This is a genomic window from Kribbella sp. NPDC003557, from assembly GCF_040610805.1.
Classification (GTDB): domain Bacteria; phylum Actinomycetota; class Actinomycetes; order Propionibacteriales; family Kribbellaceae; genus Kribbella.
Window position 1 is genome coordinate 946,079 of the sequence record NZ_JBEXMY010000003.1, and the last position, 11,973, is coordinate 958,051.

General features: G+C 70.1%; 12 protein-coding genes. 3 read left to right on the plus strand and 9 right to left on the minus strand.

What is annotated here, in order from left to right; translation table 11 throughout:
* Window positions 1-94: 94 nt before the first annotated feature.
* Window positions 95-721 (minus strand): TetR family transcriptional regulator, encoded by a 627-nt coding sequence (locus tag ABZW60_RS16510; RefSeq protein WP_355477541.1) that lies wholly within the window; start codon window positions 719-721, stop codon window positions 95-97.
* Window positions 722-958: 237 nt separating this feature from the next.
* Between ABZW60_RS16510 and ABZW60_RS16515 the strand changes: the two genes are divergently transcribed.
* The gene (locus ABZW60_RS16515; RefSeq protein ID WP_355477543.1) at window positions 959-1,669 is read left to right on the plus strand and encodes a hypothetical protein; all 711 of its coding nucleotides are present in this window, start codon (window positions 959-961) and stop codon (window positions 1,667-1,669) included.
* Here the strand turns inward: ABZW60_RS16515 and ABZW60_RS16520 are convergent, their stop codons facing one another.
* The 4 genes from ABZW60_RS16520 to ABZW60_RS16535 all read right to left on the minus strand — a co-directional run bounded on the left by ABZW60_RS16520 (window position 1,670) and on the right by ABZW60_RS16535 (window position 4,568).
* Window positions 1,670-2,269 (minus strand): CGNR zinc finger domain-containing protein, encoded by a 600-nt coding sequence (locus tag ABZW60_RS16520; RefSeq protein ID WP_355477545.1) that lies wholly within the window; start codon window positions 2,267-2,269, stop codon window positions 1,670-1,672.
* Window positions 2,270-2,273: 4 nt separating this feature from the next.
* On the minus strand, window positions 2,274-3,260 hold the full coding sequence (locus ABZW60_RS16525; RefSeq protein ID WP_355477547.1) for an SPFH domain-containing protein: 987 nt from the start codon (window positions 3,258-3,260) through the stop codon (window positions 2,274-2,276).
* A complete protein-coding gene (locus tag ABZW60_RS16530; protein ID WP_355477549.1) occupies window positions 3,260-3,553 on the minus strand; it encodes a hypothetical protein in 294 nt (97 codons plus the stop codon). Before ABZW60_RS16530 ends, ABZW60_RS16525 begins: the two co-directional genes overlap by 1 nt.
* Before the next feature lie 304 nt (window positions 3,554-3,857).
* Complete coding sequence (locus tag ABZW60_RS16535) at window positions 3,858-4,568, minus strand: TetR/AcrR family transcriptional regulator (RefSeq protein WP_355477551.1); 711 nt, start codon at window positions 4,566-4,568, stop codon at window positions 3,858-3,860.
* A gap of 112 nt (window positions 4,569-4,680) precedes the next feature.
* Between ABZW60_RS16535 and ABZW60_RS16540 the strand changes: the two genes are divergently transcribed.
* Window positions 4,681-6,855 (plus strand): MMPL family transporter, encoded by a 2,175-nt coding sequence (locus ABZW60_RS16540; RefSeq protein ID WP_355477553.1) that lies wholly within the window; start codon window positions 4,681-4,683, stop codon window positions 6,853-6,855.
* On the opposite strand, the gene pdxH is transcribed toward ABZW60_RS16540, so the two are convergent.
* From pdxH to ABZW60_RS16555, 3 genes are read right to left on the minus strand one after another with little or no spacing between them, the layout of a single operon-like run.
* The gene (gene pdxH / locus ABZW60_RS16545) at window positions 6,804-7,445 is read right to left on the minus strand and encodes a pyridoxamine 5'-phosphate oxidase (RefSeq protein WP_355477555.1); all 642 of its coding nucleotides are present in this window, start codon (window positions 7,443-7,445) and stop codon (window positions 6,804-6,806) included. The two genes, ABZW60_RS16540 and pdxH, sit on opposite strands and share 52 nt — an antisense overlap.
* A gap of 9 nt (window positions 7,446-7,454) precedes the next feature.
* The gene (locus ABZW60_RS16550) at window positions 7,455-9,335 is read right to left on the minus strand and encodes a hypothetical protein (RefSeq protein WP_355477557.1); all 1,881 of its coding nucleotides are present in this window, start codon (window positions 9,333-9,335) and stop codon (window positions 7,455-7,457) included.
* Window positions 9,336-9,366: 31 nt separating this feature from the next.
* Complete coding sequence (locus ABZW60_RS16555) at window positions 9,367-9,987, minus strand: hypothetical protein (RefSeq protein WP_355477559.1); 621 nt, start codon at window positions 9,985-9,987, stop codon at window positions 9,367-9,369.
* Between the two features lie 134 nt (window positions 9,988-10,121).
* On the opposite strand from ABZW60_RS16555, the gene ABZW60_RS16560 reads away from it, so the two are divergent.
* Window positions 10,122-11,234, plus strand: coding sequence for a citrate synthase 2 (locus tag ABZW60_RS16560; RefSeq protein WP_355477561.1), 1,113 nt, complete (start codon window positions 10,122-10,124; stop codon window positions 11,232-11,234).
* Here the strand turns inward: ABZW60_RS16560 and ABZW60_RS16565 are convergent.
* Window positions 11,171-11,959, minus strand: coding sequence for an AraC family transcriptional regulator (locus tag ABZW60_RS16565; protein WP_355477563.1), 789 nt, complete (start codon window positions 11,957-11,959; stop codon window positions 11,171-11,173). The genes ABZW60_RS16560 and ABZW60_RS16565 overlap by 64 nt on opposite strands.
* Window positions 11,960-11,973: the final 14 nt, after the last annotated feature.

Below are 11,973 nucleotides of genomic sequence, written 5' to 3' on the forward strand. Positions count from 1 at the left end.
ATGCAGCGTTACCCGGCAGTCCGAACATCCATGAGCAAAACCCGGACAAAACTCACTCGGACCAGTGAACAAAGTGGTCCTGCGTGTCCCGGCGTCAGGAACGCAGGCCGTGGTCGAACGCGGCCACCAGGAAGGTGACCAGATTCTCCGCGAGCTTGCCCGGATCCTCGGGGCCGGCGGCGCCCGGCGTCGGGGACAGGGCCTGCGACTGGTGCAGCGCGAGCAGGCCGAGCATGTTCACGTACCCGAAGGCGACCGCGTCGGGCGACGCCTGCGGCAACGCCTGTTGCAGGGCCGCCAGGTACCTGCTCTCGATCGGCTCGGACTCGGCCGCGTACAGCTCCCGGATCCGCCGGCTCGGATCGAACGCGATCCGGCCGATGAACCGGGCGACCACCGCGCCCCGCTCACCACGGCGCAGGACCAGTTCCAGCCCGGGTTCGACGAAGGCCCGGATCAGGGCCTCCGGCTCCGGCGACCCGCCGGCTTCCAACTGGTCCAGCCGGCGCCGGCGTTCGGCGTTGACCGGCGCCATCGCCCGCGCCACGGCGGCCCGCAGCAGGGCTTCCTTCGAACCGAAGTGATAGTTGACCGCCGCGATGTTCGCGGCTGCCGCGACCGTGATGGCCCGCAGCGACGTGCCCTCGTAGCCCCCCTCACCGAACCGTTGCTCGGCGACGTTGAGCAACCTCTCCCTGGTCGTCTCGACCGGTGTCTCCACAGAGTTCTCCTTCCCCCCGGCTACTGCTCGCGCAGGCACCCCACCTGCTCACGCGCAGTAGCCTGCAGTCAGCATAGTTCAAACGGTCGTTTGAACTGGAGGGCTCAGCTCACTTGTTCCGAGAAATCCTCAGATTTCTCTGAAACCCTTTTCTTCCCACCGACCTCTTGCTTCACACCTCCACCACAGTGCGTGCGCGAGCGAGTGAAAACTGTGAGTGCATTAGGCTCGCGAGCCATGACTTTGGTGCGGGTCGAGCGGCGATTCCAGGGGCCGGAGCGGTCGGGCAACGGCGGGTACGTGGCCGGCCGGGTCGGGACCGCACTGGCGGCCGAACTCGGGGCGGAGTCGGTGCCGAAAGTGACCCTGCGGATGCCGCCGCCACTGGAGAAGGACCTGCACCTGACGGCCGGAAAGCTCACGGACGGTGACGACTTGGTCGCGGAAGCGGTACCTGTCGACAGCGATTTCCTCGCCGACGCGACGATCGACCCGGTGCTGCCGGACGAGGCCCGCGCGGCCGAGGCGTCGTACCGCGGGCTGCACGGCCACCCGTTCCCGACCTGCTTCGTCTGCGGGCCGTCCAACCGGCAGGGCCTGCAACTGAAGCCCGGGCCGATCGGCGACGGACGGACGGCGTGCACCTGGACGCCCGCCCAGGATCTCGCGACCGACGGCCTGGTCGACGAGGTGTTCCTCTGGGCGGCGCTCGACTGCCCCGGCGGCTGGACGATCGACCTCGAAGGACGCCCGTCCGTGCTCGGCCAGCTCACCGCCTGCGTCGACGCGCGGCCCGAGGCCGGCGAGGAATGCGTCGCGCTCGGCCGCTACCTCGGCGAGGACGGCCGCAAGACCTACACCGCCAGCACGCTGTACGACGCGGACGGCCGCGTCCTGGCCCGCGCGAAGCACACCTGGATCACGGTCGACCCCGCGGCGTTCAACTAGCTAACGCGCGCGGGCGGCGTGGGCGCGGACCTTCGCGCGGTTGCCGCAGGTCGCCATCGAGCACCAGCGGCGACGGCCCCGCGGATCGAGGAACAGCCACCCGCACGACGGGCAGGTGCGGACGTGCGCGCGGCTCGGGCCGGTGAGCAGTTCACCGGCCCGGACCGCGAGGTCGTGCAGCGGGAGGTCCAGGTCCTCCGGCAGCTCCCAGTGCGCGCCGTCCGCCGAGCGCACGAGGTGCCGTCGCGCGGCGGCCTTCTCGATCAGCCGGGCCGTGGCCTCGAAGGCGTGCTCGGTCGCCTGGCCGGTGAGTACGTCGTACAGCTCGGCGCGGAAGTCGAGCGTGGCCTGCAGCCGGCGTCCTGCCTCGGCCGTGCCGGCCTGCTCGATCAGGCGGAGCACGGTCGCCGGCGGCAGCAGCCCGACGTACGAGCTCCAGATCAGGAAGGCCTCGTACGACGTCAGCCACTCGGTCCGGGCGGCGCCACGGGTGGTCCACTCGGACCGGGTGTTGACGAAGTCGAGCACCGGATGCGCGCCGACCGGCCTGGGCAGGACGACGCCCTGCACAAGCTCGAGGTGGGACGGCAGCGCACTCATCGGGTCAACGGGCCGGCTGCGAGGGCTGCGTGGTCGGCTGCTGGTTGGTCGTGGTCGGCACCGGGATGCTGACGTTGCCGTTCTGCGGGATGACCATGAACTGGATCTTGCCGGACTCGATCGCGGACTTCAGCAGGTAGCCGTTCGCCCCGAGCAGCTTGACCTGCTGCTGGACCGACTGCAGCTCGACGTTGACCTGCTGGTTCTTCTGCTCCTGCGTCGCCTTGGCCAACTCGGCCCGCTGCTTGGCCTCCAGCCCGTCGATGATGCCCTTGTCCAGCGGCATCGGCTTCTGCACCGTGAACGACAGCTCACCGCAGTCGTTGGTGCCGTTGTACCCCGGGCCGCAGAAGTAGTCGCCGCCGACCGCGGCCGGCAGCAGCCGGGTGAACTCCTTGGCCGCCGCGGACTGGAACGCCGACTTCATCTTCTCGTTGTTGTAGAGCTCCGCCCAGCCGTAGTTGGTCGCGACCGCGGACAGCGCCCGGTCGATCTGCGGGCGGAAGTAGCTCTGCAGCATGTCGTTCCAGCCCTGCTCCTCGTACGCCTCGGTCTTCAGGCCGATCCGCTCGTGGAACGACTTCAGCACGTCCTGGCTGCGGTTGAGCGTGAAGTACACCTGGACGCGGACCCCGAGCCGGACGTTGTCCTTGCTGACCACGGTGACCTCGTCGGCCGCGTCCGTGTCGGCGCCGTCGCCGCCGATGATGTACGAGCGCTGGTCGATCGGGTAGCTGTACAGGGTGTCCCCCGGGCCGATCAGCTTGTTCGTGGAGCCGGGCGGGACGACCGACTTGAACTTCTTGTCCTCGATCACGCCGCCGCCGTAGTGCAGACCGATCCGGTTCGCGTCGGTGTTGGCGAAGTTGAAGATGTTGAACAGCGCGATGACCACGATCACGGCGAGGATCAGGAATCCGACCACCTTGACCTTGCCGCTGCCGCCCGGTTTGGGCTTGATCGCCGCAGCAGCGTTCCCCAGCTTTGCCATCAGTCGTCCAGCTCCTTGCGTTTCTCCACGAGTCGCCGGATGTCGGCGAGGGTCAGGTCGGCGGTGACCGCGACGTCGCGCGGCACCGACGGATGCGAGCTGAGCGTACGCAGACCCTGCTCCGCAGCCGCGACTGCCCGCTCCAGTGCCCTGACCTCCTGCATCAGCGCCCGGTGCTCGGCGTTCAGCCCGGCCAAAGCCTGCTCCGCGTTCACGGCCCGGCGGTACGACGCCCACGCGAACCAGGCGGTTCCGATCAACAGCACGATCGCCGGCAGTCCGAGTCTGATCATGCCGTTGATTGTGGTTCATCCCTGGGCGAAATCCAGTTGAAGGGCGAACCGGCTGGCAGTAAGTTCGCAGTACACGCGAAGGGAGGTGGTCCAACGCATGAATTGCTATCGGACTCGTGAGGTGGCGGCGGGCTAACCGCCAACCACTAGTTAGTGGGCATGTGGTCGGCCAATTCAACGCCGCCACCGGGCCCGCGGGCAGTCAGGTCAGTCCGCCTGACCCAGAGTTCGGCCACCCGGTCGTGTCCCTGGAAGCGCTCGCGGGCTTCTTTCTGTGCTCTTCCGGTTCTGCCGGCTCTTCCGGCTATTCGGGAGCCGGGCAGTCCAGCCCGAGGGCCTGGCCGATCTCGTAGAGCTGCGCCTCGAAGTACGCCGCCGCGTCGGGCAGCACCCAGTGCAGCTGGCCGAAGATCTCCATGCAGATCAGGCCGTAGAGCCGGGTCCAGTAGGTCAGCGACAGGTAGATGGCGCCGGCCGGCATCCCGCCGAAGTGCTCCGACTCCTGGGTGAGCTGGGCAACCAGTTCCGACCCGAGCACCTCGTCGGGCGGGTACGGGAACGGCTTCCAGTGCCAGATCTGCGCCACCAGTTCCTTGAAGACCGACCCGAAGCGCATCGCGGCCTGATGGCCGGGGGTCTCCTCGTGGTCCTCCGCGTCCGGGCTCGGCACCGCCGTGCCGAACAGCAGCGCGAACTCCGCCGGGTGCGTCCGCCCCCAGTCCCGCAGGCCGTTGGCGAGCAGGTACAGCCGGGCGCCGAGATCCACGTCGTCCTCATCGGTGGACTGCAGGTCCATCAGGGCCGCGGTCAGCTCGTCGTACAGGTCCGCGATCAGCGCGCTGACCAGGGCCTCGTGGCTCGGGAAGTACCGGTACAGCGCCGGCGGGGTGAGGCCGAGTTCGCGCGCGACCGCTCGCAAGCCGACGGCCGCCGTACCGCCGGACACCAGGAGCCGGCGGGCCGCCGCCTTGATCTCCGCCACCGTCGCCGCGCGTCGCCGATCCCGGCTCTCCACAGAACTCTCCTTGACATCACCGTAGGGGACGAGCCTAGAGTGAACACCGTTAACAGTTAACGCTGTTCACTCCATCTCCTGCCGCTCAATCTACGCCCTGGGGGACAGTTTCGTGTTCGAGACGCTCGGCCACTTCGCCTACCGGCGGCGCCGTCTGGTGCTCGCGCTGACCGGTGTCTTCGTCGCCCTCGGCCTCGCCTGGGGCACCGGCGTGTTCGGCTCGCTCGCCAACGGCGGTTTCGACGCGCCGGACACCGAGGCCGCGAGCGCCGTGCAGACCATCGAGCAGAACGTCGGCCGCACCGGCACCGACGTGATCGTGCTCTACCGCAGCCCGTCGTCGACCGTCGCCGATCCGGCGTTCCGGCAGGCCGTCGAGAGCGATCTGGCCGGGCTGCCGAGCGCCGACGTGACCCAGGTCGCGACGTACTGGACCACCAAGTCGCCGGTGTTCGTGTCGAAGGACCAGCACAGCACGTACGCCGTCCTCACGCTGGCCGGCGCGACGCAGGAGGACCGGCTGGAGACGTTCCACCGGATCGCCGCGCAGATCCGCTCGGGACCCGCCGGACTGGAGACGAAGGTCGGCGGCGAGGTCGCGGTCTTCGACGAGGTGAACACGCAGACCGAGCACGACATCGTGAAGGCGGAGACGATCTCGACGCCGATCGTGCTGGTGCTGCTGGTGGTCGTGTTCGGCGGCCTGGTCGCCGCCGCGCTGCCGCTGTTCGTCGGCGCGCTCGCGATCCTCGGCGCGTTCGTGCTGCTCCGCGGGCTGTCCGCGATCACCGACGTGTCGATCTTCTCGATCAACATCGTCACGATGATCGGTCTCGGGCTGGCCATCGACTACGCGTTGTTCATCGTCACCCGGTTCCGCGAAGAACTTGCCCGCGGCAAGGACGTGGAGACGGCGCTGACCGCGACGATGGCGACCGCCGGGCGGACCGTGGCGTTCTCCGGCGTGACTGTCGGGGTGGCGATCAGCAGCCTGGTGCTGTTCCCCGTGATGTTCCTGAAGTCGATGGCGTACGGCGGCGCGGCCGCGGTGGCGGTCGCGATGCTCGCGGCGCTGACCGCGTTGCCGGCGTTGCTCGCGGTCCTCGGGCACCGGGTCAACAACCTGCGGATCTTCAAGGCCCGCAAGGCTTCCGGGGACCACGGCGCCTGGTACCGGCTGGCGCACAGCGTGATGCGGCGACCGGTGCGTTACGTGCTGGTCCTCGTCCCGGTGCTTCTGGTGCTGGGCATCCCGTTCCTGAGCGCGCAGCTCGGCGGCGTCGACCATCGTGCGCTCCCGGCCGGCGCCACCTCGCGAACGGTGACCGAGACGCTGCAACGCGACTTCCCCGGAGCCGGCGGGTCGGACATCTACGCGGCGGTGCGGTTCTCCTCCGCGCCGGGCGATCCCGCGACGGCGCTGGCGCCGTACATCGGTCGGCTGCAACAGGTGCGGGACGTGGAGAACGTACGGCTGGGCGGCTACGAGAACGGTGTCGCGTCGGTGGTCGTGCACACCCGCTTCACCGGGCAGGAGCTGCCGGCGCGGGACGTCGTTCACGGCGTGCGGGCGGTGCCGGTGCCTGCGGGGACCGACGTACAAGTCGGTGGCGAGACGGCGGCCGTGATCGACCTGCTCGACGTGCTGAAGGAGCGCGCGCCGTACATGGCCGGATTCATCGTGGTGGTGACGTTCGCGCTGCTGTTCGTTGCCTTCGGCTCGTTCGTGCTGCCGGCGAAGGCGCTGCTGATGAACGTGCTGTCGCTGTCCGCGGCGTTCGGCGCGATGGTGTGGATCTTCCAGGACGGGCATCTGTCCGGGCTGCTCGACTTCACGCCGGCCGGGTTCCTCGACGCGACCAATCCGGTGCTGCTGTTCGCGGTCCTGTTCGGGTTGTCGATGGACTACGAGGTCTTCCTGCTCAGCCGGATCCGGGAGGAGTACGACCGGACCGGCGACAACCCGCAGGCCGTCGCGCTCGGCCTGCAGCGGACCGGCGGGATCATCACCAGCGCGGCGTTGCTGCTGATCATCGTGGTGGCGGCGTTCTCCACCTCGGGCATCGTGTTCGTGAAGATGATCGGGGTCGGCCTGGTGATCGCGATCGCGCTGGACGCGACGATCGTGCGGGCGTTGCTGGTGCCGGCGACGATGCGGCTGCTCGGCCGGGCGAACTGGTGGGCGCCGCGCCCGTTCGCGCAGTGGTGGCAGCGGCACGGCTTCCGGGAGGAACCTCAGGGCTGGAGCCTGAGCAACTCCCAGGAAGACGAGCTGGTCCGCCGGTAGGCCAGACGATCGTGCAGGCGGCCGGTGCGGCCCTGCCAGAACTCGAACGCCTCCGGGGCGACCAGATAACCGCCCCAGAAGTACGGCGTGGAGATCTCGGTGCCCTCCGGCCACTGCCGCTCGTACGACGCGTACTGCAGGTCGAGCTCCTCGCGGGACTCCACCGGCTGGCTCTGCTGGGAGGCCCACGCGCCGAGCTGTGACTCGCGTGGCCGGCTCGCGAAGTACTCGTCGACCTCGTCGCCGGGCAGCTTGGCAACGGTGCCCTCGATCCGGACCTGCCGCTCCATCGCGTGCCACGGGAACACGAGGGCGCAGTGCGGGTTCGCGGCCAGGTCGTCCGCCTTGCGGGACTGCTGGTTGGTGTAGAAGACGAACCCGCGCTCGTCGACGCGCTTCAGCAGCACGGTCCGCGCCGACGGACGGCCGTCCTTGTCCGCGGTCGCGAGCACCATCGCGTTCGGCTCCGCGAGGCCGACCTCGCGGGCCTGCTCCAGCCAGGTCCGGAACTGCACGACCGGGTCGGCAGCGACCTGACTCTCGAGCAGTTCGCCCAGTCCGTACGTCTCCCGCATCTCCGCAAGGTCCACACCTCGAGCCTACTGACGGCCGCGCTGGATCCGTCGGTAGGCCCTCCACAACCTGCTGCGTCCGATCGCGCGCACCAGCGGGCTCCGGCGGTGTGGCGCGGCCGGCTCGGGTGTCGCTGCTGGGGCTTTGGCGGGAGCGCTCGGGATGTGCCGGTTCACCTCGGCCAGGTGCTGGTCGAAAGCGGCGCGCCAGAGCGCCTGGCGGAGCGTGGCCTCGCCTGCGGCCGAGCTGGCTCCGGCCACGGACGCGGCCCACAGCGTGTCGAGCGACTCGAAGCCTTGGACGTTCCGGAGCAACTGCTCGATCAGGTCGCGGTCGGCCGCGTCGGCGAGGCAACGGACCTTCGCCGGGCTCCTGCGCGTGCTGACCGTCGGGCCGGGTTTGAAGAACGGCACGTCGGCCCACGCCGGCACGAGCCGCCGGACGAGCTCGCGGTGCAGGGCGTTCTCGACGCGTTGCGCGGGGTCGAGCGTGAAGGCCGACCGTACGAACGACGGGATCAGCAGCGGCGAGACGACGCCGGTGCGCTCCCCCGTCGTACCCCAGCGGCGGAGGCGTTCGACGACGTAGAAGTAGTCGAGCATCGTCGCGTTCTCGATGCCGCCGTGGACGGCTGTCCGCAGGACACGATCGACCTGCTCGGCGACGGCGGTGCGGGCGGCGCCGTCAGGGCCCGCGGCCGGCACCAGACGGGCCTGGAGGTGGTTGCCGTAGGCATGCAGCTTGTGGGACAGCGGCAGCTCGTCGAGTTGCAGGACGTCGCGTGGGTAGAAGTGGCCGTGCGCGACCTCGCCGCCCGCGCCGCCGATCGCCAGGTGGGCGACACCGGCCAGCGAGGCCGGCGGGGTGTGGAAGAGGTAGCTCGCCGGCCGCAGCCCCTCGGCGTACCGGTGCCAGCGGAGCGCCCGGTCGACCATCTCCAGCGGCTGCGGTTTGGCGATCGCCTTGACTGCGGGGGTTTTGCCCGGCGTTTTCCGGCTCACCGCGTGGTCGACCGGCTGCGGAAGCAGCTTGACCAGCGACTCTGCGACCTCCAGCTCGCCGGGGACCGCGTCGTAGCTGTTCAGCTTCAGGTCGACGCCTGCCGCCAGGAAGGCGCCCGCGACCACCCGTGAGTCGCGGCCGCCGCTCAGGTCCACCGTCGGCCGGCCCGGCCACAGCCGGCCGACCGATCGCGCCACGTCCTGCAGGGCGGCGGCGGTCTCCTCCGCGGTGTCCGCGGTGTCCGTCGACCAGACGCTGGTCGTCTCGATCCGGCTGACCGTGCGTTGCTGACGGTGGCCGTCGGCAACGATGTGCGTCGCGCCGGGAACGGTCAGCACACCGTCGTACGGCGTGCTGTCGTCCATGAACCAGCCGCACGCCGCGGCGAACGTCCAGCCCCTCGGCGCTGCCGCGGCGGGCACACCACCGAAGAGCAGGGCAGCGGCCGGTCGGTTGCTCCAGACCCACCCGTCGCGCAGCCGCAGCTGGAACAGCCGTCCGACGCCGATCGAGTCGGTGAACAGGTCGAGGCGCTCGGCACTCGGATCCACGACGGCCATCGTGAACGGCGGCGCCAACTCGAGGAAGCTCGCCGGAGTACGCCGTACTGCCTTCGCCAGCTGCGCCGGGGCGTCGTACGGCTCGATGTCGCCGATCAGCCGCTGGTAGCCGAGCGGTGCGTGCACACTGGCCACGCGCACGTCGCCCGTGTCGTGCCAGGACGGCCAGAGGCAGGAGCCGTCGTGGCGGTCCCACATGTGCAGGCCGAGGGTGAGGCCGTCGTACCCCTGGTGTTTGGCCTCGTTCCGCCAGAGATCGCCGTAGTACGCCTCCACACGCGCACGGCCGGCAGCGGCCCGCGCGGCGCTGTCGTTCGCGAAGGTATAGGCGATCAGCGTTTCCATGCAGAGCCAGATGCGGGCTCCGCGGGGAAAGTTATCGCTGCTGGCCCGGGTGCTGCGGGGGCTGGTCCTGCGGCTGCTGCTGGTGCTGTGACTGGTGCTGTGGCTGGTGCTGCGGCGGTTGGTACGGCTGCTGGCCTGGGTAGCCGCCCCACTGCTGCGTCTGCTGGGGGAAGGTGGACTGATAGCCGCTGCCGCCCTGACCCAGTCCGGGCGCCTGCGGGGTCTTGAACAGCTTCGACTCCTGCGTCCAGCGCCGGATTCCGACGAGCAGAAGCGGTATGCCGAGGAGAATCATGGCCCCGTCGAACAGCAGGTACGACGAGCCGTAGCGCGACCCCGGGAACTCGAAGAGCTTCATCAGGTCGAACGCTTGCCGCACCGGCAGCAGCACCGCGGCCACACCGACCACGGTCAGCAGCAGCCCGGACCCGGTCGTCACCCCCGCGCCGATGGCAGGCGCCGTCATCAGCAGGCCGAGCACGACCGCGATGACGACCAGCAGCGCGAGCCAGGGCAGCGAATCACCCGGGGCGTCACGGAAGGTTTGCAGGCGCCGCGTCAACCGCGTCGTCGCGTAGGACGAGGTACCCACGGCGACGTAGGTGGCGATGACACCGATCACGAGCCCGAGGGCAGGGAGGGGCTTTGTCATGGACCGAGACTAGACCGCCGAACCGGTCACAAATCTGTCCGCGCGTCGACACTGCGACATATGCTGCCTGAGCGCCCAGGGTGCGCGGGCTCTCCTGGTGGGCCCGTGTCCCGACACGAGGACGAGGGAGTCGCATGTCTGATCCGAGGACCGAGGTGCAGCACGGGCTGGAGGGTGTGGTCGCGTTCGAGACGCAGATCGCCGAGCCGGACAAGGAAGGTTCGGCGCTCCGCTACCGCGGCGTGGACATCGAGGACCTGGTCGGCCGGGTGCCGTTCGAGAACGTGTGGGGCCTGCTCGTCGACGGCGCCTTCACGCCGGGTCTGCCGCCGGCCGAGCCGTTCCCGCTGCCGGTGCACACCGGTGACGTGCGGGTCGACGTACAGTCCGCGCTGGCGATGCTCGCACCCGCCTGGGGACTGCGGCCGCTGTACGACATCGACGACGTGCAGGCCCGCGAGGACCTGTCCCGCGCGGCGGTGATGGCGCTGTCGTACGTCGCCCAGGCCGCGCGCGGCGGCGGGCAGCCGATGGTGCCGCAACGCGAGGTGGACAAGGCAACCACGATCACGGAGCGGTTCATGATCCGCTGGCGTGGCGAGCCGGATCCCAAGCACGTGAGAGCGGTCGACGCGTACTGGACGTCCGCGGCCGAGCACGGCATGAACGCGTCGACGTTCACCGCGCGGGTGATCGCCTCGACCGGGGCGGACGTCGCCGCGGCGCTGTCCGGCGCGGTCGGCGCGATGTCCGGGCCGCTGCACGGCGGCGCGCCGGCGCGGGTGCTGACGATGATCGAAGGCGTGGAGCGCAGCGGTGACGCCCGTGCGTACGTGAAGGGTCTGCTGGACGCGGGCGAGCGGCTGATGGGCTTCGGGCACCGCGTGTACCGGGCCGAGGACCCGCGCGCCCGGGTGCTTCGCCGCACGGCGCGTGAGCTGGCGGCGCCGCGCTACGAGGTGGCCGAGGCGCTGGAGCAGGCCGCGCTGGCCGAGCTGCGCGAACGGCGGCCGGACCGGGTGCTGGAGACGAACGTGGAGTTCTGGGCGGCGATCGTCCTGGACTTCGCGGAGGTGCCGCCGCCGATGTTCACGTCGATGTTCACGTGCGCGCGGACCGCGGGCTGGAGCGCCCATGTCCTGGAGCAGAAGCGCACCGGCCGCCTGATCCGCCCGTCGGCGATCTACTCCGGGCCGGCCTCACGCCCGGCCGACTCGATCGACGGCTGGAACCCCGACTGGGCCTGACGGTCCTGGCTCGGGGTGCGGCCGGTGCGTTGCTTGTACTGGCGGCTGAAGTACGGGACATCGGTGTAGCCGAGGGCGGCGGCCGTTTCGGTCACGGTCATGCCGCTCTCGGTGAGCAGCTGGTGTGCGCGGTCGATGCGAGCCTGGATCAGGTACTGCGCGGGTGACATCCCGAGCTGCGTGACGAAACGGCGGGTGAACTGGGCCCTGCTGAGCGACGCCCGGTGTGCCATCTCGGCAACGGTCCAGTCCCGGCCCGGGTCCTGCCGCAGCTGCCGGGCGATCTCGTCGACCGGCGCGTCGGTGGCGCTGCGGCCCGGGTGATGGACCGCGTCCCAGATCAGGGCGACCAGTTGCTCCAGGCACAGTTCGGCCTGGTGCCGGCCGAGGGAGTCGCCCCGGCGGTACGACGCGTCGCTGGTGCGGGCGAGGACGCCGAGCAGCTCGCGATCGAGCACCTCGCCCCAGCGCGGGTCCGGGGCTGCGGTCTCGGTGGTTTCGAAGTGCATGCCGAAGACGAGGAGCCGGCGGTGCGGATCATGGGTCGCCCGCGGGGCGTCACCGGGCCGGAACACCGCGCAGACCCCCGGCCGGAGCTCCTCGTGGCGGCCGTCGAGCTCGATCGCGCCGCGGCCGTCGACGACGCACCAGAGCAGGTGGTCGGTCAGCGGGCGTGACGTCCACGACCAGCTGGCCTCGCAGCGCCAGAAGGTCGGCTCCGTCATCCGCTCGATCCGCA

Excerpts from the sequence above, each read along its gene's own strand:
- ABZW60_RS16515 (WP_355477543.1), top strand. The coding sequence starts at position 959 with ATGACTTTGGTGCGGGTCGAGCGGCGATTCCAGGGGCCGGAGCGGTCG.
- ABZW60_RS16520 (WP_355477545.1), bottom strand. The coding sequence starts at position 2,269 with ATGAGTGCGCTGCCGTCCCACCTCGAGCTTGTGCAGGGCGTCGTCCTG.
- ABZW60_RS16525 (WP_355477547.1), bottom strand. The coding sequence starts at position 3,260 with ATGGCAAAGCTGGGGAACGCTGCTGCGGCGATCAAGCCCAAACCGGGC.
- ABZW60_RS16530 (WP_355477549.1), bottom strand. The coding sequence starts at position 3,553 with ATGATCAGACTCGGACTGCCGGCGATCGTGCTGTTGATCGGAACCGCC.
- ABZW60_RS16550 (WP_355477557.1), bottom strand. The coding sequence starts at position 9,335 with ATGGAAACGCTGATCGCCTATACCTTCGCGAACGACAGCGCCGCGCGG.
- ABZW60_RS16555 (WP_355477559.1), bottom strand. The coding sequence starts at position 9,987 with ATGACAAAGCCCCTCCCTGCCCTCGGGCTCGTGATCGGTGTCATCGCC.
- ABZW60_RS16560 (WP_355477561.1), top strand. The coding sequence starts at position 10,122 with ATGTCTGATCCGAGGACCGAGGTGCAGCACGGGCTGGAGGGTGTGGTC.
- ABZW60_RS16565 (WP_355477563.1), bottom strand. The coding sequence starts at position 11,959 with ATGACGGAGCCGACCTTCTGGCGCTGCGAGGCCAGCTGGTCGTGGACG.